Source organism: Bradyrhizobium sp. McL0615 (assembly GCF_049993905.1).
GTDB lineage: Bacteria > Pseudomonadota > Alphaproteobacteria > Rhizobiales > Xanthobacteraceae > Bradyrhizobium.
Window position 1 is genome coordinate 2283916 of the sequence record NZ_CP188254.1, and the last position, 21737, is coordinate 2305652.

Annotated in this window: 22 protein-coding genes and 1 riboswitch; of the genes, 12 read left to right on the plus strand and 10 right to left on the minus strand. The window is 62.0% G+C overall.

Going from position 1 to position 21737, the window contains the following annotated elements; translation table 11 throughout:
• Positions 1 to 6 precede the first annotated feature (6 nt).
• The 4 genes from ACPPVP_RS10915 to ACPPVP_RS10930 all read right to left on the minus strand — a co-directional run bounded on the left by ACPPVP_RS10915 (position 7) and on the right by ACPPVP_RS10930 (position 4197).
• Complete coding sequence (locus ACPPVP_RS10915) at positions 7 to 660, minus strand: glutathione S-transferase family protein (RefSeq protein ID WP_426533965.1); 654 nt, start codon at positions 658 to 660, stop codon at positions 7 to 9.
• Positions 657 to 1880: a DUF418 domain-containing protein gene (locus ACPPVP_RS10920; protein WP_426533967.1), complete on the minus strand. Its 1224-nt coding sequence runs from the start codon at positions 1878 to 1880 to the stop codon at positions 657 to 659. Before ACPPVP_RS10920 ends, ACPPVP_RS10915 begins: the two co-directional genes overlap by 4 nt.
• Positions 1881 to 1926: 46 nt before the next feature.
• On the minus strand, positions 1927 to 3279 hold the full coding sequence (locus ACPPVP_RS10925; protein WP_426533969.1) for a malonyl-CoA decarboxylase: 1353 nt from the start codon (positions 3277 to 3279) through the stop codon (positions 1927 to 1929).
• Positions 3280 to 3396: 117 nt separating this feature from the next.
• Positions 3397 to 4197 (minus strand): AraC family transcriptional regulator, encoded by an 801-nt coding sequence (locus ACPPVP_RS10930; RefSeq protein WP_426533971.1) that lies wholly within the window; start codon positions 4195 to 4197, stop codon positions 3397 to 3399.
• Positions 4198 to 4265: 68 nt separating this feature from the next.
• Here ACPPVP_RS10930 and ACPPVP_RS10935 point away from each other — a divergent pair, with 68 nt between their 5' ends.
• Positions 4266 to 5444, plus strand: coding sequence for an MFS transporter (locus ACPPVP_RS10935; protein ID WP_426533973.1), 1179 nt, complete (start codon positions 4266 to 4268; stop codon positions 5442 to 5444).
• A 23-nt stretch (positions 5445 to 5467) separates the two neighbouring features.
• On the opposite strand, the gene ACPPVP_RS10940 is transcribed toward ACPPVP_RS10935, so the two are convergent.
• Entirely contained in the window at positions 5468 to 7084 is a 1617-nt protein-coding gene (locus ACPPVP_RS10940) for a GMC family oxidoreductase (RefSeq protein ID WP_426533975.1), read from the minus strand.
• Positions 7085 to 7163: 79 nt separating this feature from the next.
• Positions 7164 to 7922: a DUF4239 domain-containing protein gene (locus ACPPVP_RS10945; protein WP_426533977.1), complete on the minus strand. Its 759-nt coding sequence runs from the start codon at positions 7920 to 7922 to the stop codon at positions 7164 to 7166.
• A 178-nt stretch (positions 7923 to 8100) separates the two neighbouring features.
• Here ACPPVP_RS10945 and ACPPVP_RS10950 point away from each other — a divergent pair, with 178 nt between their 5' ends.
• The 6 genes from ACPPVP_RS10950 (at position 8101) to ACPPVP_RS10975 (ending at position 14710) form a co-directional block, all read left to right on the plus strand.
• Positions 8101 to 8520 carry a hypothetical protein gene (locus ACPPVP_RS10950; RefSeq protein ID WP_426533979.1) on the plus strand — a complete coding sequence of 140 codons (420 nt, stop codon included), beginning with the start codon at positions 8101 to 8103 and terminating at the stop codon, positions 8518 to 8520.
• Positions 8520 to 9191, plus strand: coding sequence for an OmpA family protein (locus ACPPVP_RS10955; RefSeq protein ID WP_426533981.1), 672 nt, complete (start codon positions 8520 to 8522; stop codon positions 9189 to 9191). The genes ACPPVP_RS10950 and ACPPVP_RS10955 overlap by 1 nt, the downstream gene beginning before the upstream one ends.
• Positions 9192 to 9311: 120 nt before the next feature.
• Entirely contained in the window at positions 9312 to 10061 is a 750-nt protein-coding gene (locus tag ACPPVP_RS10960; protein WP_426533983.1) for a transporter substrate-binding domain-containing protein, read from the plus strand.
• Positions 10062 to 10721: 660 nt separating this feature from the next.
• Positions 10722 to 11546 (plus strand): formate/nitrite transporter family protein, encoded by an 825-nt coding sequence (locus ACPPVP_RS10965; RefSeq protein ID WP_426533985.1) that lies wholly within the window; start codon positions 10722 to 10724, stop codon positions 11544 to 11546.
• 56 nt (positions 11547 to 11602) lie between these two features.
• Positions 11603 to 13345, plus strand: coding sequence for a protein kinase domain-containing protein (locus ACPPVP_RS10970; RefSeq protein ID WP_426537788.1), 1743 nt, complete (start codon positions 11603 to 11605; stop codon positions 13343 to 13345).
• 412 nt (positions 13346 to 13757) lie between these two features.
• Positions 13758 to 13837: riboswitch (ZMP/ZTP riboswitch) on the plus strand.
• Positions 13838 to 13852: 15 nt separating this feature from the next.
• Positions 13853 to 14710 (plus strand): bifunctional 5,10-methylenetetrahydrofolate dehydrogenase/5,10-methenyltetrahydrofolate cyclohydrolase, encoded by an 858-nt coding sequence (locus ACPPVP_RS10975; protein ID WP_426533987.1) that lies wholly within the window; start codon positions 13853 to 13855, stop codon positions 14708 to 14710.
• 9 nt (positions 14711 to 14719) lie between these two features.
• Here ACPPVP_RS10975 and ACPPVP_RS10980 read toward each other — a convergent pair whose 3' ends face one another.
• On the minus strand, positions 14720 to 15514 hold the full coding sequence (locus tag ACPPVP_RS10980; RefSeq protein ID WP_426533989.1) for a substrate-binding domain-containing protein: 795 nt from the start codon (positions 15512 to 15514) through the stop codon (positions 14720 to 14722).
• A 242-nt stretch (positions 15515 to 15756) separates the two neighbouring features.
• Positions 15757 to 16980, minus strand: coding sequence for a polyhydroxyalkanoate depolymerase (locus ACPPVP_RS10985; protein WP_426533991.1), 1224 nt, complete (start codon positions 16978 to 16980; stop codon positions 15757 to 15759).
• Between the two features lie 175 nt (positions 16981 to 17155).
• Here ACPPVP_RS10985 and ACPPVP_RS10990 point away from each other — a divergent pair, with 175 nt between their 5' ends.
• The 3 genes from ACPPVP_RS10990 (at position 17156) to ACPPVP_RS11000 (ending at position 18695) form a co-directional block, all read left to right on the plus strand.
• Positions 17156 to 17809, plus strand: coding sequence for a glutathione S-transferase family protein (locus ACPPVP_RS10990; protein ID WP_426533993.1), 654 nt, complete (start codon positions 17156 to 17158; stop codon positions 17807 to 17809).
• 309 nt (positions 17810 to 18118) lie between these two features.
• On the plus strand, positions 18119 to 18553 hold the full coding sequence (locus ACPPVP_RS10995) for a cupin domain-containing protein (RefSeq protein ID WP_426533995.1): 435 nt from the start codon (positions 18119 to 18121) through the stop codon (positions 18551 to 18553).
• A 4-nt stretch (positions 18554 to 18557) separates the two neighbouring features.
• Positions 18558 to 18695, plus strand: coding sequence for a hypothetical protein (locus ACPPVP_RS11000; protein WP_426533997.1), 138 nt, complete (start codon positions 18558 to 18560; stop codon positions 18693 to 18695).
• A 95-nt stretch (positions 18696 to 18790) separates the two neighbouring features.
• Here ACPPVP_RS11000 and ACPPVP_RS11005 read toward each other — a convergent pair whose 3' ends face one another.
• Positions 18791 to 19006: a hypothetical protein gene (locus ACPPVP_RS11005; RefSeq protein WP_426533999.1), complete on the minus strand. Its 216-nt coding sequence runs from the start codon at positions 19004 to 19006 to the stop codon at positions 18791 to 18793.
• A 194-nt stretch (positions 19007 to 19200) separates the two neighbouring features.
• Between ACPPVP_RS11005 and ACPPVP_RS11010 the strand changes: the two genes are divergently transcribed.
• Positions 19201 to 19596, plus strand: coding sequence for a hypothetical protein (locus tag ACPPVP_RS11010; RefSeq protein WP_426534001.1), 396 nt, complete (start codon positions 19201 to 19203; stop codon positions 19594 to 19596).
• An 18-nt stretch (positions 19597 to 19614) separates the two neighbouring features.
• On the opposite strand, the gene ACPPVP_RS11015 is transcribed toward ACPPVP_RS11010, so the two are convergent.
• A complete protein-coding gene (locus ACPPVP_RS11015; RefSeq protein ID WP_426534003.1) occupies positions 19615 to 20721 on the minus strand; it encodes a mandelate racemase/muconate lactonizing enzyme family protein in 1107 nt (368 codons plus the stop codon).
• A gap of 119 nt (positions 20722 to 20840) precedes the next feature.
• Between ACPPVP_RS11015 and ACPPVP_RS11020 the strand changes: the two genes are divergently transcribed.
• Positions 20841 to 21677, plus strand: a complete 837-nt coding sequence (locus ACPPVP_RS11020) for a GyrI-like domain-containing protein (RefSeq protein WP_426534005.1) — start codon at positions 20841 to 20843, stop codon at positions 21675 to 21677.
• The last annotated feature ends 60 nt before the right edge of the window (positions 21678 to 21737 follow it).

A 21737-nucleotide genomic window follows, 5' to 3' on the forward strand; every position in this document is an offset into this window, starting at 1 on the left:
CCTCCATCAACCGGTCGGTGGCTTGCCGGTGTTGACAGCCAATTGAGCGTCGAAAGCCCGCTTGTAGGCGGGCCGCGCCTCGCCGCGGGCGACATAGGCCGCCAGGTTCGGATATCCGTCCAACATGCCCGATGGTTTCAACCTGAGCAGCACCGACACCATCATCAGGTCGCCCGCGCTGAACCCGCCATCGAGCCAGTCGGCACTGCCAAGGCGAGCGGAAAGTTGCTTCAACCGGTCGCGGATGCGATCCTCGACCAGAGGCAGGCGATCCTTGCTCCAGGGCTTGTCGCCCTCCAGAATCTTGACGGTTACGAGCTCAAGGATCGCCGGCTCGATCGTGTTGAGTGCGGCAAACATCCATGTGATCGCACGCGCCCGCGCATCGGCATGGTCCGGCAGCAGGCCTGCATAGCGATCGGCGAGATGGAGCACTATCGACCCTGTCTCGAACAGGGCGAGATCGCCTTCCTCGTAGGTCGGAATCTGGCCGAAGGGATGAAGCGCCAGATGCGCGGGTTCCTTCATCGCTTGAAACGAAACAAGGCGAACCTCGTAGGGTTGGCCGACTTCTTCAAGCGCCCAGCGTACGCGCGTATCGCGCGCCAGTCCCTTGCCGCCATCGGGTGACCGCTCAAAGGCAGTAATGGTGATGGTCATCGTGAGGCTCCTCCTTGACGAAAATCACCGGCTGCTCGCTTTGACGACAATGCCATCGGTTGCGCTTCACCATACATCAGCGTCCGCCACAGCCACTCGACGGGGCCGTACCGGAAACGGTGCAGCCACCAGGCGCTGAAAAATACCTGCCCGATGTAGACGGCAACGCCGATGGCCAGCGCGCTGGCGACGCCGAGGCGGCCGAACAGGCCGAGACCGTAGCCATAAAAGATCCAGCCAAAGATGACGGATTGCGCGAGGTAGTTGGTGAAGGCCATGCGCCCCAGCGGCGCGGCCCAGCCAAGCAGCTTCTTTCCACGCTCGAGATTGGCGATGCCGATGATGGCGGCCCCATAGCCCAGCGCCAGCAGGATGGTGCCGAGAGGTTCGGCCAGGGCGCGGATCCGGCCGCCAGCGATCAAGCCGCCGGCGTGGCAAAGGATCAATGCCGCGCCAAGGCCGATAGAGGCGGCAGCAATCGAAAACAGCAGGCGGTGAGGCGGGCTTCGCAGAATGCCGGTGCGCCAGACGAATGCGCCGAGAAGAAACAACCCGATCGTGCGCGGAAAGATATAGACGTGGAGGGCAGCGAACAGGGGAATCTCGCGCAGCCGGAACGCCAGCACGTCGAGGAAGCCGCCCGTCGGATAGATGCGATGCGCCTCCACGACGTCCTGGCTCAGTGCGGCCGTGCCGGGCCACAATCCCGGCGGCGGAAACACCTGCATCTCAAGGTACAACCCGAGAGACGCCAGCGCGGCAATAGCGACAAGCCAGCGCGGACCGAACAGGAACGGCAGGACGATCAGGCCGGCGAGCGCATATTCGGTGAGAATATCGCCGTTCCAGATCAGGCAAAGGTGGATGAGCCCGAACGCCAGCAACACGACGAGCCGGCGCAGGAGGAGCGATGTGCGCCGCTCGCTCTTCGCAAGCCGCTCGAACTGAATGGCAAGGCCCACGCCGAACAGCAGCGAAAACAGCGCCAATGCCTTCAACTCCACGGCCAGCGTCAGGATGGTTTCGATGGCGCTGTCGATTGACGAAAAAGATAAAGGAGGCTTGGGGAAAAGAAACTGCTGGAAGATCGAGACGCGAAATATGGTCTCGACGTTGATCGCAAGAACGCCGAGCAGGGCAACGCCCCGCAGCACGTCGATGGCGTCGATCCGCTCTGCAGGGCCTGTCGGCCGGGGAGATGCGTCGCCATCGGAAGTCATTGCAATATGATTTCCAATCGGGCGGCGAAGGAAATCCGCGGCCGCTCTACGACAGTCGCATATCCAGCAGCCGCCGGCCTTCGGTCTTCAGCAGCTTTTTCACCGCGTTTGACGCCGCTATCTCGCCCTGGTTGGCGTAGGCCTCATGGTTCTTCTCGATGTCTTCCAGCCGGTAGAGGTAGTTGACCATGACGCCTGCGGATTCGCGCAGGCCCTTGGGCGAGAGGTCACCGAGCCAGTCGATCTTCTCCAGCCGTGCGCCGTTGCCGATGTGAAAGCGCGCCACCGAGTCGATCAGCCGGCCCTTCGGCGTCCGTGCTTTGAGGAAATAATGCGCCGCCAGCGGTTCGATCACGGCCCGCAACTGCGCGGTCAGTTCGGCATCCTCGAACCAATCTGGCTTGTCGAGGGCCTCCAGCAGCGTGCGTTCCTCGTCGCTGACCGGAACGTCCTCGGCCTGCTTCAGCCATTGCATGAAGCCCGGCACCGGCGACAGCGTGATGAACGTGTCCAGCTTCGGCAATTCGCGCCGCAACTCCTCGACCACCTGCTTGATCAGGAAGCTGCCGAAGGAAATGCCGCCAAGCCCCTTTTGCGTATTCGAGATCGAATAGAACACGGCGGTGCGCGCGCGTTCGGTCGGCACCAGCTGACGCTCCGCGGCGAGCAGCGGCGCGATCGCGGTCGGAATCGTTTCGGTCAGCGCGACCTCGACGAAGATCAGCGGTTCGTCGTTGAGCTGGGGATGGAAGAAGGCGTAGCAGCGCCGGTCGACCGGGTCGATACGGCGTCGCAAATCGTTCCAGTCGCGGATCGCGTGCACCGCCTCGTAACGAATGATCTGTTCCAGAATATTGGCTGGCGTCGACCAGTCTATCCTGCGCAGCACGAGAAATCCCCTGTTGAACCAAGAAGACAGCAAATGCACCACATCGCGGTCGAGCGCGGCCAGATCCTTGTTGCCCTTCATCAGGGAAAGCAGGTCGGCGCGCATCGCCACCAGATCGCTGGTGCCGCCCGGCGCGCGGTTGAGCCGGCGGATCAGTTCCTGCCGCTGCGGCTCGGACGCAAAGTGAAGGTCGCTGGCATCGCTGTCGTTCGGCTGGCTGCGCCAGCTCTCGATCGCCTGCGACAGTTTTTCGCGGTCGGGACCGAAGTCTCGCGCCAGCGTTTCGAAGAAGGTGAGCCGGCCGGCGGCGTCGAGGTCATGGTAGCGGTCGAGCACGTCGCGCGCCATCGCGGTGCCGGACGCTTCACCGCGGCCGGACAACAGCGCCTTGCACAGTTCAAGCAGTTCGGAGGCGTCCTGCCGGGCAACGGATGGCTCACCCCGCCGAAGCAGCGTGCGGCCACGTTCTGATATCGTCGAGAGAAGGTCGGAAAAAAAGGCGTTGGCCATGCGGTGGGTCGAATCCAGCTGATATTTGCGGAATCTTATATGAGATTTGGGACGATGCCGATCACAATCAAGCGTATGGATCGTACGTAAATATGTCATGCCTCTAAAATCGGACGTTTACTCCTTCCCGGCGAATTCCGTCGGCGTCTTTCCGGTAACCTGCCGGAAGGCATGGGAAAACGCCGGCACGCTGGCATAGCCTAAATCCGAGGCAAGCTGCTTGACCGAGACGCCGGCGTCGGTCGAGAGCTTCTCGATCGCGGCTGCAATCCGCGCGCGCTGGCACCAGCTCTTGAAGCTCAATTGCGTCTCCGCCGAGAACAGCCGCGACAGCGTCCGCGCCGAGGTGCCAACCTCGCTTGCCAGGCTCTCGATCTCATGGTCGCCGGTCGGGTCCGCCAGCACGATGTCGGCGGCGCGCCGGCAGCGCGGCTCGCGCGGCAGCGGGATGAAGGTCGCCGAATCCTCCGCCTGGTCCAATTCCATCATCGCCAGCCGCAGCAGAAGCGCGGTTCGTTCCCGATCGCCGCGATCGTCGAACAGGGCCAGTATCGTCTGGTGCAGCAGCGGCGACACCCGCACCACGAATTCCGCCTCCAGGCTGTGGCTGCGCGCCTCGCGCTGCAGCCAGTCGAGTTCGAAATAGAGCGTCCGCATCTCGATATCGGCCAGCACGTCGATCGCATGTTCAGATAGCGCAGGCACCCAGACCGCCCGGTCCGGCGGCACCAGCCAGCGGCCTTTCGGCGTCGTCACCTGCATCGTGCCCCTGGCGGCATAGACCAGCTGCGCCTCGCGGTGCATGTGGGTGTGGAGCCGGACGCCCTTCTTGTAGGTGTTGGCAATCATGTGGATGCCGTCGCCGGTCGAGGTGAGGCGTCCGATAATGGCGGCAATTGGCTTTTCGGCGATATTCATTGGCGACATCCCGTCAGGACAACCCCGTATAACCTATTTTACAAAATTGCGGGATTCGGGAATCGACCATGAACAGCCCCTCCAGGGTGATCACCTTCGTTAACGCCGCCCATTTCATCGACCATTATGCGATGCTGATCTTCGCTGCCGCCGTCATCATCATGGGACCGGCGCTCGGCATGGCCTATTCGGAACTATTGCCTTACGCCACCCCGGGCTTCGTCGCCTTTGGCGCGGGCTCGCTGATCACCGGCTGGCTCGGTGACCGCTGGAGCCGCCGCCACATGATGGTGATCTTCTTCGTTGGCATCGGCGTATCGATGATCGCGGTCGGCTTCGTCTCGACCCCGCTGCAGCTCGGCGCGGCACTGCTCGCGATCGGGCTGTTCGCCTCGATCTACCACCCCGTCGGCACCGCGATGATCGTGTCCTACGCCGACAAGCTCGGTCGCGAGATGGGCCTGAACGGGGTCTGGGGCAATCTTGGCGTGGCGTCGTCGGCGCTGGTCACCGGCGTGATCGGGCAATATCTCGGCTGGCGCTGGGCTTTTATCGTGCCGGGGATCGTCACCATCGGAGTTGGCATCGCGTTTGCGCAGACGGTCGTTCACGAGGACCGTTCCGGCTCGAAGCAGGCGGCGGCCCAGGCGCGCATCGCCAAGCAGGACATGTGGCGGGTGTTGCTGGCGTTGCTGATCGTGGTGATCGCGATATCCACAACGTTCAACGCCATCACCGTGGCGATGCCGAAACTGTTCGCCGAGCGGCTCGCCGGCTTGACCAGTAGCCCGGCCATGCTCGGGATCATCGCGGCCGGCGTCTACGTGTTCGGCGCGATGACGCAATACACCATCGGCAAGCTGATCGACCATTATTCGCTGAAGACGGTGATGCTGCCCCTGTCGTTCGTGCTGGCGCCGTTCATGTATTTCGCGGCGACATTGTCGAACCTGCCGCTGATCATCGCCTCCATCGGCATCGTGATGGGCGCGTTCGGCCAGGTCACCGTCAACGACGCCATGGTCGGCAAGTACACGACAGATGAATGGCGCTCGCGCGCCTATTCCGTGCGTTATTTCGTCGGCTTCACCGCGGCGGGCGCCTCCGTCGGCCTGGTGGCTTGGCTCTACGAGCGGGGCGGCTTTGCCACCATGCTGCAGGCGTTCGGCGCGCTGTGCCTGTTGGTGATCGTGGCCGCGATCATCCTGCCGCAGGAAATCAAGGTGCCTGCGGCGCAGACCAATTAATCGCCTTTGAGTCTTGGCGACTGTCAGCCCGCCAGCGTTTTGGCGATGATATCGGAGCTTTTCTCCGCGACCATGATCGTCGCCGGGTGAATGTTCGGCGAGGGCATCGCCGGCATGACGGAGGCGTCGACGACCCGCAGGCCATCAATGCCGCGAACGCGGAGCTGGCTGTCGACGACGGCCCCATCATCCTCGCCCATCCGGCAGGTGCCGCAGGGATGATAGACGGTCGAGCCGAACTTCCTGATGTAATCGGCTATCTGTTCGTCGCTCGTGATGTCAGGAGCGGGCCTGATCTGTTCGGTCACCAGCGAGCGGAAAGGTTCGGTCGCGACGATTTGCCGGGCAATGCGAAAGCCCGCCAGCATGATGCGCACGTCGTCGGGATCGGTCAGGTAATTGGCCTGAATGCGCGGCGGCGTGCGCCCTTCGGCGTCGCGGAGCGTAATTTGACCACGGCTCTTCGGCCGGCAGACACTGAAGATGAAGGTGAAGCCCGGCCAGCGATGCAGGCCGGTCTTGAATCCGTCCGTCGAAAAATTGAGACACTGGTACTGGATGTCAGGCACCGGCTCGGAGGGGTTCGATTTCGCGAACAGCGTCGCTTCGGTCGCACCGACCGAGAGTTGTCCCGATCCCCTGAGCAGCCATTCGAGTGCGAGTTTGACCGACTTGGCCGGGCTCATCACGGCTTCGTTCAATGTATCGGTCGCGTTGGTCTTGAACGTGAAACTCGACTGATAGTGGTCCTGCAGATTCTTGCCGACGCCGGGAAGATCGCATTTCACGTCGATGCCGAGCTTTGCCAGTTCTGCGGCCGGGCCGATGCCGGAGGCGAGCAACAGCATCGGAGAATTGATCGCGCCGCCCGAGATGATCAGCTCGCGCCGCGCGCCGATACGCTGGATCTGGCCGTCACGCTCGATCTCCACGCCGATGGCGCGGTTTCCGTCGAACAGGATGCGGCGGACCCGGGTTTTCGTCATCAGCTCGAGATTTTTTCGGCTCAGGTTCGGCTTGAGATATCCGACCGCCGTCGAGCGGCGCCAGCCATTGTGAACGTTGAGCGGCGCGAAGCCGACGCCGTCAATGCGCTCGCCGTTGAAATCAGGGTTGCGCTGATACTGCAGGCGCTCGCAGGCCTCCACGAATGCCCTTGCGGCCGTCGAGGGGCGTTTGATGTTCGACACCGTCATCGGGCCGCCGGTGCCGCGCCACGCGTTGGCGCCATCGACGCTGTGCTCCATCCGCTTGAAATAGGGCAGCACGTCGCTGTAGCTCCAGCCGCGCGCGCCGAGACGCTGCCATTCGTCATAATCGCTGGGCGCGCCGCGCAGGAAGACGAGGCCGTTGATGGAGCCGGAGCCGCCCAAAACCTTGCCGCGCGGCCAGATCACGGTTCGGCCGCCGAGACCCGGTTCGGGTTCGGTCTCATAGCCCCAGTTCATCTTTGGGTTCGGGACCAGCTTGCCAAAGCCCATCGGAATGTGAATCCAGGGATTGCGATCGCGTCCGCCGGCCTCGATCACGCACAGCGATACGTTTGGATTTTCCGTCAGCCGCGCCGACAGCACGCAGCCGGCGGATCCGGCGCCTGCCACGACGACATCGAATTCCGCATCAAAACCGGATTTACCCATCAAGAATTTTCGCTCCGCATCTGCTTTTCGCCGCAGAGGATAGTGGCCGAGGGATGGTCTGGATAGGCTTGTGTTCGCGCTACTCGGCCTGCTGCAGTACCATGCGCAAATGATGGTTCGAGATCTGCATCAGGCCGTCAAAGGGCTGGCTGAGGTCGACGATCAGGAACAGCGCGCTCGATACGGAGAGTGCGAATACCAGAATGGACGCGATCACGATCGGACTCGGTTCGGCGAACACGCTGAAGCTTGCAAAAATCACCACCAGCCAAAACGTGAGCACGATGAAGAACGGCACCGGGATCGCGTTGTCGCTCTGCGTGAAGACGAGTATCCGTGTTCGGCCGATCTCGGTGGTGGCCTGGACGATCCGCGACTTTAGCGAGGTCTGTTCGCCATTGGCTGGCGTCAGGCCCTCAACCGCGTTGTAGAACCGATCTGCAGTCCCGCTGACGACGAAGGTCGATTCATGCCTGTTACGCTCGGCATTCTCCAGCCAGATGCGGGAGGCGGCCGTCGAGATCAGTTCCCGCAGCAGCGCTCGCGCTGTTTTGGTTTCCGGCCCATATTTCAGGAGCATCTGGTCGACCAGCACGACATTGGCACCGAGCTGGCGGATGTTGGTGTTTTGGGTGTCGTAGGAGTTTTTCGCCGACGCGATCATCAGGCCGATCACCAGCGCGGCGAGGGTCGAAAGAAAGCCGGCGCCAAGCCGGATGGCCTCCTTCGAGCCGCCCTCGAGCACTTCGGCCGGCAGGAACCGCTTCAGGGTCATGCCGATGGCCGCGCCCACCAGGATGGAGACAAAGGAAGCCAGGAACGCGGCGGTCGAACTCATGGTGTCGTCACCCTGTCATGATGCAGGCCGATGGGGGCAGGGAGTACTGCATATCGGGGCGGGCGCCCTTGGGCTACCCGCGACGATTTGCTGCGGCGCAATAATCGTGATGGTAACGTAGTAGCCATTTCAAACAGAACACTTGACCATCGCTACCCTCCTTGTGTGAGGTGAGGGCATGACCCGAATCCGGCTTTTCCTGTTCATAATTGCGATATTGGCGCCTTCGCTGGCAGCAGCGCAGCAGTCCATGAAGTTCGAGGAGGCCGGGGCCATGCTGGCCGCGAGCTGCGGCAAGGACATCGATGACAATTGCCGGGGCGTCAATTTTGACGCGACACGGCTGCGAGAGTGCCTGAACCGCAACCAGGACGTGGTGTCGGCGAAGTGCAAGGCCGACTTTCCGACGGCCCTTGGCGCCATCCAGCAGCGCATTACCGCGCGCACCTCGCTTGTCAAACTGTGCAATTGGGAACTGAAACATTTGTGCGGCGAAGTTCGGGAGGATCCCGTCAAGGGTCTGCAATGCCTGTTGGACTCGACCAAGAAGGCGACCCCGAACTGCAACAAGGCGATCAGCGCAGCGGGGTATCGCTGATGCCGAGGGTGAATAAACTGCGCGGTATCGGTCTGTTGTTGGGCGCTCTCGCCCTGTTTGTCTTGCCTGTCACGGCGGGGCGGGCGCAAACCGCCTCGTCCAGCGGAGACATCATTGAGAAGCTTGCCGTTGAGGCCGAGTCGGATATCGATCTGGCTGCCTTGAAGCAGCAGGCTGCCGACCGCATCAAGGCGAGGGCGGATGCCCAGCCGCAGAAGCGGCCGCCGATCGCACCCCAACTGACGAAGCTGCCGCAAATCCGTTTCGACGTCGTGTTCGACCAGGACTCTTCCCTGATCCGGCCGGCCTCCTACCAGACGATCGGCAGCATCGCCGACGCATTGAGCGATCCGAAATTGCGGCCCTACCGCTATCTGATCGTCGATCACGTCGAGTCCGCCGGCCGGCGCGACCAGAATCTGATCCTGAGCCAGCGGCGCGCCGAATCGATCCGGGACGTGCTGGTGAACACCTTCAAGATATCGCCGAAGCGGCTTCAGGCGCTTGGTCTGGGCGAGGAACAGTTACAGGACGTCAATCGCCCGGCGGCGCCCGCCAATGCGCGCGTCCAGATCATTGCGATCGGCAAGTTTGAAACAGCCGATGTAGCCAAGCCGGCAACGCCGGTTGCGGCTCCAAAAGGGGGCGCGGCAAAGAAAAAGAAACGCTGACTGTCTTGCGGATGGATCAGCGCTGAAAGGTCTGCGGCGCGACGCATGGCCGGGGAGGAGCATCCAATGTTCAAACAGTCTTGGTCGGGAATCTCCGGCCTCCTTGTGGGATTAGCCATCATGACAACAACGCCCGCCGGCGCCGATGCGCTGAAAGACGAAATCGCGCCGACCGGCAAGCTGCGGGTGGCAATTGCGATCAGCCCGGCCGGTGGCGCGTTCTGGTCGACCAAAACCGAAACCGGTTATGCCGGCGTGCCGGTCGATCTCGGCAAGGCGATGGCCGAGCAGCTCGGCGTCCCCGTCGAATATGTCGCGCACAACAATTCCGGGCAGATCGTCGATGCGGTGTCGAAGGGCACCTGGGACATCACCTTCCTGCCGAAGGATCCGGAACGTGAGGGCAGAATGGCGTTCGGGCCAATCTATGAGGTTGCGGACGCGACCTACATCGTCAAGCCGGGTTCACAGGTCACGAATTTCGCAACGCTCGATCAGCCCGGCATCAAGGTCGCCGCGGTCAACAACACCACCACGATGCGTGGCGCCATCGCGCATCTGAAGCACGCCAAGGTCACCGGCTACCAGACCTACGACGAAATCTTCGGCCTGCTCAAGGCCGGCGAGATCGACGCCTTCGCGCTGTCGCGCGACCAGCTCAACGCCATGGCGACGCAGATCCCGGGTACCCGCGTGCTCGACGAAACCTTCAAGCAAACCGTGACGGCGGTGGCCGTGCCGCCCAACCATCCGCAGTCGCTGGCGTTTGCCGTCAAGTTTCTGAACGAAGCGATCGCCAACGGCACGTTGCGCAAGGCCTATGACAATAACGGCCTGAAGGACCGGCCGGTGCGGACGCAGACGAACTAAGCGAGCGTCGCCTCGCGGCGATCTATCCTCGTCATTCTCGGTGCGCCAATGCGCACCTGAGGGCGCGCGTAGCGCGAGCTTTAATGTGCAATTGCACATCAGAGAATCCATTTCTCGCCTGGTGCAGCGGCCGAATGGATTCTCTGATGTGCAAGTGCACATCAAAGCTCGATGCTTCGTATCGCCGTGGAATGACGGCTGGCGCGGCAAACGCCAACATCTGTGCAACTGCACAAATACAAGGCATTCCAGCTCTGCTTGACACGCCCAAACGGTAGACCAAGTCCGTAGAATCACGAGGTATTCCGGGCCAATCTCCCAAAATCAGGGTTGGCACATCGATTGCTTAATTGCTTCTCAGTCAATGACGACTGCCGTCCTACGGATTGCCAAGGCCAGTGTTGGCGAAGGCACAGGGATCAAGCGACCTCACCGAGGCGCTTCGAAGCAGTCATCGGGACCATTTCCCACGAAAGCTTGTGCATCTCTGTTTCTGATCGAGCGTGACCGTGTCATCGGCCGTGCCGCGGCAGACCTTTGCTGGTTCTGCCGAGGACGGCATCCGGCACGCGCGCGAGGGCGGCTTGGCTCACTTTACATCGGCGCGGCTGTGATTGCCGGGGCTGGATTGAACCGCTTTTGCGAACAAGGGGAACTGTAATGGCCTATCTCGTGCCTTCGGAATTCGTGACCAAGATGGTCGATGCTGGAGAATCCAAAATCTTCATGTCGACGCGCGATACGATCATCCGTGCGTATATGGCCGGCGCCATCCTCGCGCTCGCCGCGGCGTTCGCGGTCAGCGTCAACGTATCGACCGGCGTTCCGATCGTCGGCGCGGCGCTGTTTCCGGTAGGCTTCTGCATGCTGTACCTGTTCGGCTTCGATCTGTTGACCGGCGTGTTCGTGCTGGCGCCGCTGGCGCTGATCGACAAGCGTCCCGGCGTCACGATCGGTGGCGTCTTGCGCAACTGGGGTCTGGTATTTGTCGGCAATTTTGCCGGCGCCTTCACGGTGGCCGTGATGATGTCGATCGTCTTCACCTTCGGTTTTACCTCGCCACCCGACAAGGTCGGTCAGGTGATCGGCACGATCGGCGAGGGGCGCACCGTGGGTTACGCGGCGCATGGCGCAGGCGGCATGCTGACGCTGTTCGTTCGTGGCATGCTCTGCAACTGGATGGTTTCGGCGGGCGTCGTCGGGGCGATGATTTCGACCACCGTCAGCGGCAAGGTGATCGCGATGTGGATGCCGATCATGCTGTTCTTCTTCATGACCTTCGAGCATTCGATCGTGAACATGTTCCTGTTCCCGTCAGGGCTCCTGCTTGGGGGCAAGTTTACGATCATGGATTACCTGATCTGGAACGAGATCCCGACGGTGTTGGGCAATCTCGTCGGTGGTCTCGCCTTCACCGGCCTGACGCTGTACGCCACGCATGTCAGGACCGCGCCGAAGCGCGTCCCCGAGCGCATCGCCGCCTGATCGCCGATTGACTTGAGCGGGCCCCGGCCGTTTTAGTTGGGGCCCGCTCCTTGGCCATGAACATGCCGCGCGAACTGAAAATATCGGTTGGGCAACATTCTGACAAAGGTCGCAAGGAGACCAATCAGGATTTTCACGGCGTTCTGATTCCCACCGAGCCGCTGCTCGGCCTCAAAGGCATCGCCGTCGTGCTGGCCGACGGGATCTCCAGCAGCACCGTCAGCCGGATAGCCGCGGAATCGGCGGTCAAGGGATTCCTCACCGACTATTACTGCACGTCGGAATCCTGGTCGGTGCGGACCTCGGCGCAGCGCGTGCTGGAAGCGACCAATTCCTGGCTGCATTCGCAGACCCGGCGCAGCCAGTATTCCTATGACCGCGACAAGGGATATGTCTGCACGCTGAGCGCCATCGTCCTCAAGTCGACCACCGGCCACATCTTTCATGTCGGCGACTCCAGGATCTATCGCCTCTCGGGCAACTCGCTCGAACAATTGACCAACGACCACCGCGTCGTCATTTCCGCGGAGCAAAGCTATCTCGGCCGTGCGCTTGGCGTGAATTCGCAGGTCGAAATCGATCATCTGACGTTCAAGATCGAGAACGGCGACACCTTCGTGCTGGTCACCGACGGCATTTACGAGCATGTCGGCGACCGCGTCATTGCGAGGGCGATCAAGGACGGCGCGGCTGATCTGGACCTGGCCGCAAAGAATATTGTCGAGATGGCGTTCGATCTCGGCAGCAAGGACAACCTCACGGTCCAGATCGTCCGCGTCGATGAAGTGCCTGACGGCGCCGCCAGCGAAGTGTTCGCGCAACCGCATGAATTGCCGCTGCCGCCGCTGCTGGAAGCGCGGGCGGTATTCGATGGCTACCGGATCGTCCGCGAGCTGCACGGCTCCAGCCGCAGCCACATCTATCTCGCCGTCGACATCGAGACCGAGGCCGTGGTCACCATCAAGATTCCGTCGATCGATCTGCGCGACGATCCCTCCTATCTGAAGCGGTTCATGATGGAGGAGTGGGTGGCGCGGCGGATCGACAGCCCGCATGTCCTGAAGCCCTGCCTGCTGCAGCGCAAGCGCAACTTCCTGTATGTCGCGACCGAATACATCGACGGCCAGACGCTGACGCAATGGATGATCGACAACCCGAAGCCCAGCCTGGAAACCGTGCGCGGCATCGTCGAGCAGATCGCCAAGGGGCTGCGTGCGTTCCACCGCAAGGAGATGCTGCACCAGGACATCCGGCCCGACAACATCATGGTCGACGCCACCGGCACGGTGAAGATCATCGATTTCGGTTCAACCAAAATCACCGGCGTCGTCGAGGCCGAACCGTCAGGCATGCACAGCGATATTCTCGGCACGCAGCAATATACCGCGCCCGAATATTTTCTCGGCGAGCCGGCGACCTCACGTTCCGATTTGTTTTCCCTCGGCGTCATCACCTACCACATGCTGACCGGAAAGCTGCCCTACGGTGCGCAGATCGCGAATGCGCGGACGCGATCGCAGTTCAACAGGCTGGTCTATCGTCCGGCCTCACATGGTGACCGCGAATTGCCGCAATGGATCGATGGCACGCTCGAGAAGGCCGTGCATCCCAATCCCTACAAGCGTTATGACAGTTTTTCGGAATTCTTGTTCGACCTGCGTCATCCCAACGCGAACTATCTCTCGACCTCATCGACGCCGCTGATCGAGCGCAATCCGCTGCTGTTCTGGAAGAGCACGACCATCGTGCTGGCGCTCGCCGTGATCGTGCTGCTGGCGATACAGCACATGCATCGGTGAATGCGGACTAAGGCGATAAGATAAAGCGGGGGAGTTTGGTTTAACACGGCTTCAGGAAGGCTCGGGATCATAAGGGCATGTTCTCGGATCGACTCTTGGCGGGCGCTCTAGGCTTGTTCCTTGCATTCAGCGCGGGCGGCAAATTGCAGTTGTGGCTTGATGAGGGGAAGGTTTGGCAAAGAAGCAAAGGCCGCGAACCAAGGCTGCTATCGTATGACGAGACGCCGTTTTCATATGTCTCGGAGATCGTCTTTACATCCTGGTTGTGCTCTCCGGACTCGCCCTTGTTTGGTGGGCGCTCGGCGGCAGCTAAAAAAAAATCTTAGCAAGCGCAGCTCGGACGAGCCGAGCGATATCCAGGTCATCCTCGTTTCACGGGCATTGCTTTCGCTGCTCTAAGCCGCTATCAGGCACTCCTCTGCGCGACTGGCGCTCAGATGGAGGACCATCGGGGAGCGCAGGGACGATTTGCCGCGCGCCTGGGCACCAACCTTGAACGGAGGTGCCATGACTGCGGAAATCATTGACGGGCATAAACACGCTCAAATCCTTCTCGACAATGTTGCGGGTGAGCTGGATCACCTGTCGTGCGCGCCGGGCCTGGCCGTGGTTCTGGTCGGCGACGACCCGGCCAGTCACATCTACGTCCGCAGCAAGATCAGGATGGCGCGGAAGCTGGGCTTGCGGGGCGAGACGAAAATCCTGCCGCACAGCGTCACCGAGGACGAGCTGCTTTCCGTCATCGCCACGCTGAATGCGCAAGCCGACATTGACGGCATTCTTGTCCAGCTGCCATTGCCCGCACACATCGACACGTTGCGGATCATGGCCGCGGTCGATCCGGCGAAGGATGTCGACGGCCTGCATGCCCTGAATGCCGGCCTCCACGGTGCGGATAGCCTCGTTCCATGCACGCCGCTGGGCTGCCTGAAGCTGATCAAGTCGATGGTTTCCGATCTGACCGGTTGCCATGCCGTCGTCATCGGCAGCTCCAATATCGTGGGCAAGCCGATGGCCGCGCTGCTGCTGGAAGAGCGGGCGACCGTGACGCAAACCCACATCCATACGCGCGACACCCAGTTCATCTGCCGCGGCGCGGATATCCTGGTCAGCGCGGTCGGCAGGCCCGGATTGGTGCGCGGAGACTGGATCAAGCCGCGGGCCATCGTCATCGATGTCGGCACCGCGCGCGTCGCGCGGCCGGAAGGCGGTTACGATTTGCGCGGCGATGTCGCTTTCGAGGAGGTGGTGCAGATCGCCGGCGCCGTGACGCCCGTGCCAAAAGGCGTTGGTCCGATGACCATCGCCTGCCTGATGGCGAATACAGTAAAGGCCGCGAAAGCCCGGTCAGCGAGGCTTCATTAGCTGCCCGATCTAGTTGGTCGCGCCTGCCGGAATCGGGTCCATGCCGCTCTTGACGATTTCGGCGCGGGCGGCGGGTGAGGCGAGAAACTTGATCAGCGCCTTGCCGGCATCCGGTTCTTTCGAGACGGTGGCGATGCCTGCAGAAAACACCGTGATCTTCTGCAACTCGTTCGGCAGCGGGCCGATGATGTCGATGCCTTCCACCGGCTTCAATTCGCTCATCTGCTGAAAGCCGATCTCGGCGTCGCCGTGCGCGACGATCTCGCCGACGGGAGTTGCCGGAATTTTCCGCGCCTTGCCTTCCATGGCCTCCTTGATGCCGAGCTTGTCGAACATTTCGGTCGAGACGTAGACGCCGCTGGCGCTGTCCGAATAGGCGATGGTCTTCGCTGCCAGCAGCGCGCGCTTGACCGCATCCGCCGTCGAGATGTCCGGCTTCGGCGTGCCCGATTTCACGGCGACCGCGATCGGCGACTTGACGAGATCGACGCTGCTGCCCGCGATCACCTTGCCATTTTTGGCGAGATCTTCGAGCGCATAGCCGACCATGATCAGGACGTCGGCAGGCTCGCCGCGCTCCAGCCGGATCGGAATGGCGTTGGTCGTCGTGCCCATCGACGGCCCGTAGGCGGTCAGCACCTTGTGACCGGTGGCGCGCTCGAATTCCGGCACCAGCACCTTGTAGGCCGCCGTCAGCCCGCCCGAGATCATCACGCGGACTTCGGCGGCAGAGGCCGTAACGGTCAGCAGGCATATGCTGAGAATGGCGAGCGCGACAGCGCGAAGATTGATCGAAAGACGCATAACTGATCCTCCGCGGACGACTCTTGAGCGGTCGGCCTTGGGGGGATGTTAGCGCGGGGAGGGAGGGGCTGCTAGAGCCGGCGCATCGTCATTGCGAGGAGCGAAGCAATCTATCGCTCAGCCGTAGGGTGGGCAAAGGAGCGAAGCGACGTGCCCACCATTTATCACCAATCGAGCTGCGAGATGGTGGGCACGCTTCGCTTTGCCCACCCTACGGCATTGCGCATGACGCAACAAATCCCTCACGCATTCACATGCACGAAATCCCGCAGCAGCGGATAGATCTCGTTGTTCCAGCGCTTGCCCGAAAACACGCCGTAATGGCCGACGCCGGCCTGCATGTGGTGCACCTTGCGATAGGCGCGCACGCCGGTGCAGAGGTCCTGCGCCGCCAAGGTCTGGCCGATCGAGCAGATGTCGTCCTTTTCGCCTTCCACCGTCATCAGGCCCATGCGCTTGATCGAGGCCGGGTTCACCGGCCGGCCGCGATGCATCAGCTTGCCTTGCGGCAGCAGGTGCTCCTGAAACACGTCGCGCACGGTCTCGATGTAGAATTCCGCCGGCAGGTCCATCACGGCAAAATATTCGTCGTAGAAGGTCTTGATGACTTCCGCCTTCTCCTTCTCACCCTTGGCCAGATGATTGGCGAGGTCGATGTGCTGCTTGATATGGCGCTCGAGATTCATCGACACGAAGGCGGTGAGCTGCACGAAGCCGGGATAAACCTGGCGGAACGCGCCCTTGCATTGCATCGGCACGTAATTGATCAGGTTCTTTTCGAACCAGTTGATCGGCTTGCTCTTGGCGAATTCGTTGACCTTGGTCGGCTGGATCCGCGTGTCGATCGGGCCCGCCATCAGCGTCAGCGTGGCGGGGCGGGCGGGGTGGTTGTCCTCCGACATCACGGCAGCCGCGGCGAGCGCTGATACCGACGGCTGGCAGATCGCCACCATGTGGGAGCGCGGGCCCATCTTGTCGAGGAAGGTGATCAGATGGTCCGTGTAATCTTCCAGTCCGAAGCGGCCGGCATGAAGCGGAATGTCGCGCGGGTTATGCCAGTCGGTGATGTAGACGTCGTGGTCCTGCAGCAGCGTCTTCACGGTGCCGCGCAACAGGGTGGCGAAATGCCCGGACATTGGCGCCACCAGCAGCAGCCGCGGCTGCTCCGGTGCGTTCTCCTTTTTGAAACGCAGCAGCGAGCCGAACGGGGTGGCGAAGGTGACTTCCTCCGTCACCTCCAACTCCTGATTACCGACCATGACCCGATCGATGCCGTAGGCTGGACGGTGATAGGTCAGGGAGGAGCGCGAGATCAGTTCGAGCGAGGCGGCGAGCCGGCCAAATAGCCGGTCGGAGACGCCCTGCGGCACCAGATTGAGATATTTCAGCCCCTCCGCGGCCCCGGTCCGCCATGGCGACGTCAGGTCCATATGGTTCTGATAGGCTTGGTACATCATTGACATCATTCACGTCCGCCCCTGTCCGGTATGGCCATGCAATATCGACGCCAGAGCCGGCCCGGTCGCCTCTAAAACTGGCACGTGGCTTGCTGTGAAAATGACCGACGCACAGGCATTGGGCGGCGGCGCGACCGGTCGCCCTTACGTGGGTCAAAGGCGTTTTGGCGGTTCGAGGGGCCATATGGCGAAGACCACACTGACCATCTCCAGCAAGAATTACTCGTCCTGGTCGCTGCGCGGCTGGCTGCTCGCGAAATTCTCGGGGCTGGAATTCGAGGAGGTTGTTACCGCCCCCGACGATGCGTCGGCGCGGGCCGAAATCCTGCTGCTGTCGTCGTCGATCCTGGTGCCGTGCCTGCGCCATGACGGCGCCACCATCTGGGACACGCTGGCGATCGGGGAATACCTCAACGAGGTCATGCCGGACGCTGGCCTGTTGCCCGCCGACCGTATCCAGCGCGCCCATTGCCGCTCGATCTGCGGCGAAATCCATTCGGGCTTCACCACGCTGCGCGCCTCGCTGCCGGTCAATTTGAAGGGCCATTTCCCGGGCTTCAAGATCTGGTCGCGCGCGCAGGCCGATATCGACCGGGTCTGCACCATCTGGCGCGAATGCCTCGCGGAATCAGGCGGTCCGTTCCTGTTCGGCGAACGCACCATGGCCGATGCGATGTACGCGCCGGTCGTGACCCGCTTCGTGACCTATGACGTCAAGCTCGATCCCAAGCTTGCGGCCTACGCCAAGACCATCATGGCGATGCCTGAGATGCAGGAATGGATCGAGGCCGCCAAGGCCGAGCCCGCCGATATCGAAGAGCTCGAGGTCGAATATTAGGCAAGCCTGGCGCGGCCTTGCCCGCTTGAAGGGCTCAGGCAACGGGCAGCTCTTGCTCAAGCCGGTGCCAGCCGCGCGCGACGTGCGGCCGTTGCTTTGGCCGCTTTTCGCCAGGTCCTGAAACCGAATTTCTGCTTGCTGCCAATCGCTTCGGTGCACTGCTGCCGGCGCGATCGCCGCACTGCAGCGCGCGTGGCGCGGATTTCGCATAGCAACATGCAGCTGTGAACGCGACGATGCGACGCTGCCGAAAATTTGGACGCTCTTCGCCTGGTCGCGATCTCGCCAAAGCGAACCCTGGAGGCTTCCATGAACAAGCAGGCTGTCATCAGCAAATTCTCTCACGTCAAACCCGGCGATACCGAATTCAAGGGCGGGGGTCTGCGCGACTTCTTTCTGTATCGCGATCTCGGCATCGCCGACGCCACCGGCGGGCAGGTGATCTGCCATCTGGTCAAGGCCAACCCCGACCTGCCGCCCGAGGAGGGCACCGGCTGGCACAAGCACGAATGCGAATTTCAGATCGTCATCATGACCAAGGGCTGGGCGCGCTTCATGTATGAGGACAAGTCGACCCTGGTGCAGGCCGGCGACGTCGTCCACCAGCGGGCCGGCATCACGCATTACCTGTACGACTACTCGGAGGACATGGAGTACCTCGAGATCGTCAGCCCGGCCGATTTCAAGACCGTCGACGTGCCGCCGGCCGTCGACAAGGTGCCGCCTCCGACTCCCTGGAAGTGACGATATGTCGTCCCCCGAGGAATTAACCTTTGTCGTCGGCCGCTGGCTGCGGCCGATTGTTGTGGTGCTGGATGTGGTGCGCCGCCTCGGATTGCGGACGACATCTAGCCGTGAACAACGGAGTACGGCGCAGAAACAGTGATTCGGGCGCGATTCGTTCCGTCGCCGTTCCGAACGTAAAGATCAAGCGCGGTTCCGTCGCATTCTGGCACAATGCGCGGCCGGTTTGTGGCGAGATCACATCGCGCTGGAACGCGGCAGCCGCCATCCGACTACCGTGGCCTCGACCATGCCGCCGGTCCTGTCGTTGCGCCATTGCCCGTCGATCCAGCGGCAGGCGAAAGGCAGTTGATAGGTTCCGCTGTGATCCTCGCAAAGAACTTCCACTGGCTGGTCCACCGGCGGATCCCCATTCCCGTCGAATTGCGCCAGCCGTTTTTCACGCGTTGCCATACAATCAATCTCCACTGCCGCGACCGGCAAACACCGGCGTGAGTTCGCGGCAAAATCCATCCACCATTAAGGGGATGAAGCACAACGCCTGAATGAGGTATCAGTATGGTATCACTGGGGTGGGGTTTCCGCTTCGTGCAAATTGCCGTGATGGACGTTCCCCGTGTGCTGATGCTTTGGATCGAGGATTTTTGATGATGGCTCCGATAGCCCGGATCACCTTCGCCGCTTGCGCGCTGTGGACGGCGGCATGGCCGGCGACTGCTCAGGCGCAGGACGTTCCCGGCATCGAGATCTGTACCGTCGAAAAGACGATGGAGCGGCGCACATCCTGCCTGCAGAGCAACGTCGACTTCCTGCAGAAGACGATCACCAAGCTGACGACGGATCATCAGCAGAAGATCGACGCCACCAACCGCCAGATCGAGGCGCTGAAGGGCGCGGTCATTGGCTTGCAGAAGGTCGTCAGCGACATGCAGGCGGCGCAGAACAAGGTGGCGGACGACGCGAAGAAGGCCGCCACACCCGCGACGAAGGATGCTGCGCCCGCGAAGGATGCAGCGCCCGCGCCGAAGGAAGGCACCAAGTAGCGGCGCGCATCCCTCCGCTCACGACACGCGGTATTGCTCCATGACGGCCTTGTCCGGTTCATAGCCGAGGCCGGGCCCCTGCGGGACCTCGACATCGCCGTTGGCATCGACGTCGACGCGGCCGCGCCACAGGCATGCGGCGCGCTTCATGTAGAACATCTCGACGAAGCTGGCGTCGTCGCGCAGCGCCAGCAGTTGCAGCGTCGCCAGCAAGCCTGGCCCGAAATAGGGCGAATGCGGCGCGAGCCTGACGCCGAGTTCGTCGGCCAATGCGACAACCCCGAGATATTCGCTGATGCCGCCGACCTTGATCACGGAGGGTTGCGCGTGGCTTACCGCACCCGCTTTCATCATCTGCCTGAACTGATGAACTGTGCAGGCATTCTCTCCGGCCGCCACGTTGAGCCCGCCTTTGCTTCGCACCTCGGCGAGCGTGGCAAAATCCTCCGGCGGCCAGACCGGCTCCTCGATGAACAGCGGCGCGGCATCCCGGCAGGAATGCGCGAAAGCGATCGCCTCCTCGCCGTTCAGCGGACAGTTCAGATCGACCATCAGCGGAATGCCGGGACCGATCGCCTGTCGCGCGGCAAATACCGCAGGCGCCGTGGTTTCATGCAATTTGATCGCCTTGTAGCCCAGCCGCAGCGCGGTCTCGCATTCGCTTGCGATCAATTCGGGTTTGCCGATTCGCAGCAGGCTCGCATAGGCCGGAATCCGCGTGCGTTTCGCGGCGCCGATCAGCCGATGCAACGGCACGCCCTTCGCCTTGGCCGCAAGGTCCCACAGCGCGATATCGAGCGCGGAGATCGCGAACATGGTGATGCCATAGCGGCCGAACAGATGCAGGTTGCGCTGGATCTGTTCCATGACGGCGGGAATATCGGCGGCATCGGGGACTTCAAGGCCCCGCGCCTGCGGCGCAATCATTTCCTCGATGGCGGTATAGCTGCTTCGCGGACAGACATAGGCAAAGGCATCGCCCCAGCCGGTGATGCCGGCATCGGTGGAAACCTCGACCATGACGATTTCGAGCGCCGAGATCGCCGAGGCGCCTTGCTTGAAGCTCGCCACCCCCGCGTCGTAGGGAATGCGGATATGGTGGGCCCGGACATCAGTGATCAGCATGGTTCCTCCCATTGTGTTTTGAATACATTGTCAGCGGCGGAAGCGGAGAGCAAGGATTGTCAAATGAAGCGCGCAGCAGCAGCGCATAATGCGGAAGCTTCGCAGGAAAGCTGTCAGTCATGAATCCGGCCCAGAAAGCGCTCTGGTACATCGAAAGCCATCTCGCCGCGCCGCTGACGCTCGATGACGTTGCCGGCATTGCCGGCGTCTCGCGCTTCCATCTGGTGCGGGCGTTCGCCACCGCCACCGGGTTTTCGGTGATGCGCTATGTGCGTGCCCGAAGGCTCAGCAAGGCCGCGCAGGCGCTCGCGGCCGGCGCTCCCGATATTCTCAGCCTCGCGCTGGATGCGGACTACAGCTCTCACGAAGCTTTCACCCGCGCGTTCCGCGATCATTTCGGCGTCACGCCGGAGATGGTTCGCGCCACAACGTGCCTCGATCGTCTCAAGCTTCAGGAGCCTATCGTCATGGATTCAACCCTGCTCGAAAATCTCAAGCCCCCGCGTTTTGAATCCTCAAAACCGTTTCTGGTCTCCGGCATCGCCGAGCGCTGCACCCATGAAAACAGCGGCGCCGGCATTCCGAATCTCTGGCACCAGTTTCACCATACCGTCGACCACATCCCGGCGCGGATCGGCAAGGTCGCCTATGGCGTCTGCTGCAACGGCGACGATGCCGGCAATTTCGACTACGTCGCCGGCGTCGAAGTCGCCGATTTCTCCGACCTGCCGCGCGAGTTCGCGCGCGTGCGGATTCCCGAACAGAAATACGCCGTGTTCACCCACGCCGAGCACATCTCAACCATCCGCCGCACCGTCCATACGATCTGGAATCACTGGCTGCCGGCATCCCGCATGAAGGCCGCCGACGCGCCAAGTTTTGAGCGCTACGACGAAAAATTCGATCCGGCCACCGGCAATGGCGGGCTGGAGATCTGGATTCCGGTGCGGGAATAGCGCCGCCGCAATGCTGCCCTGCGCCGCGGGATTGCCCGCGGTTGCTTGGCAAGCGTGATC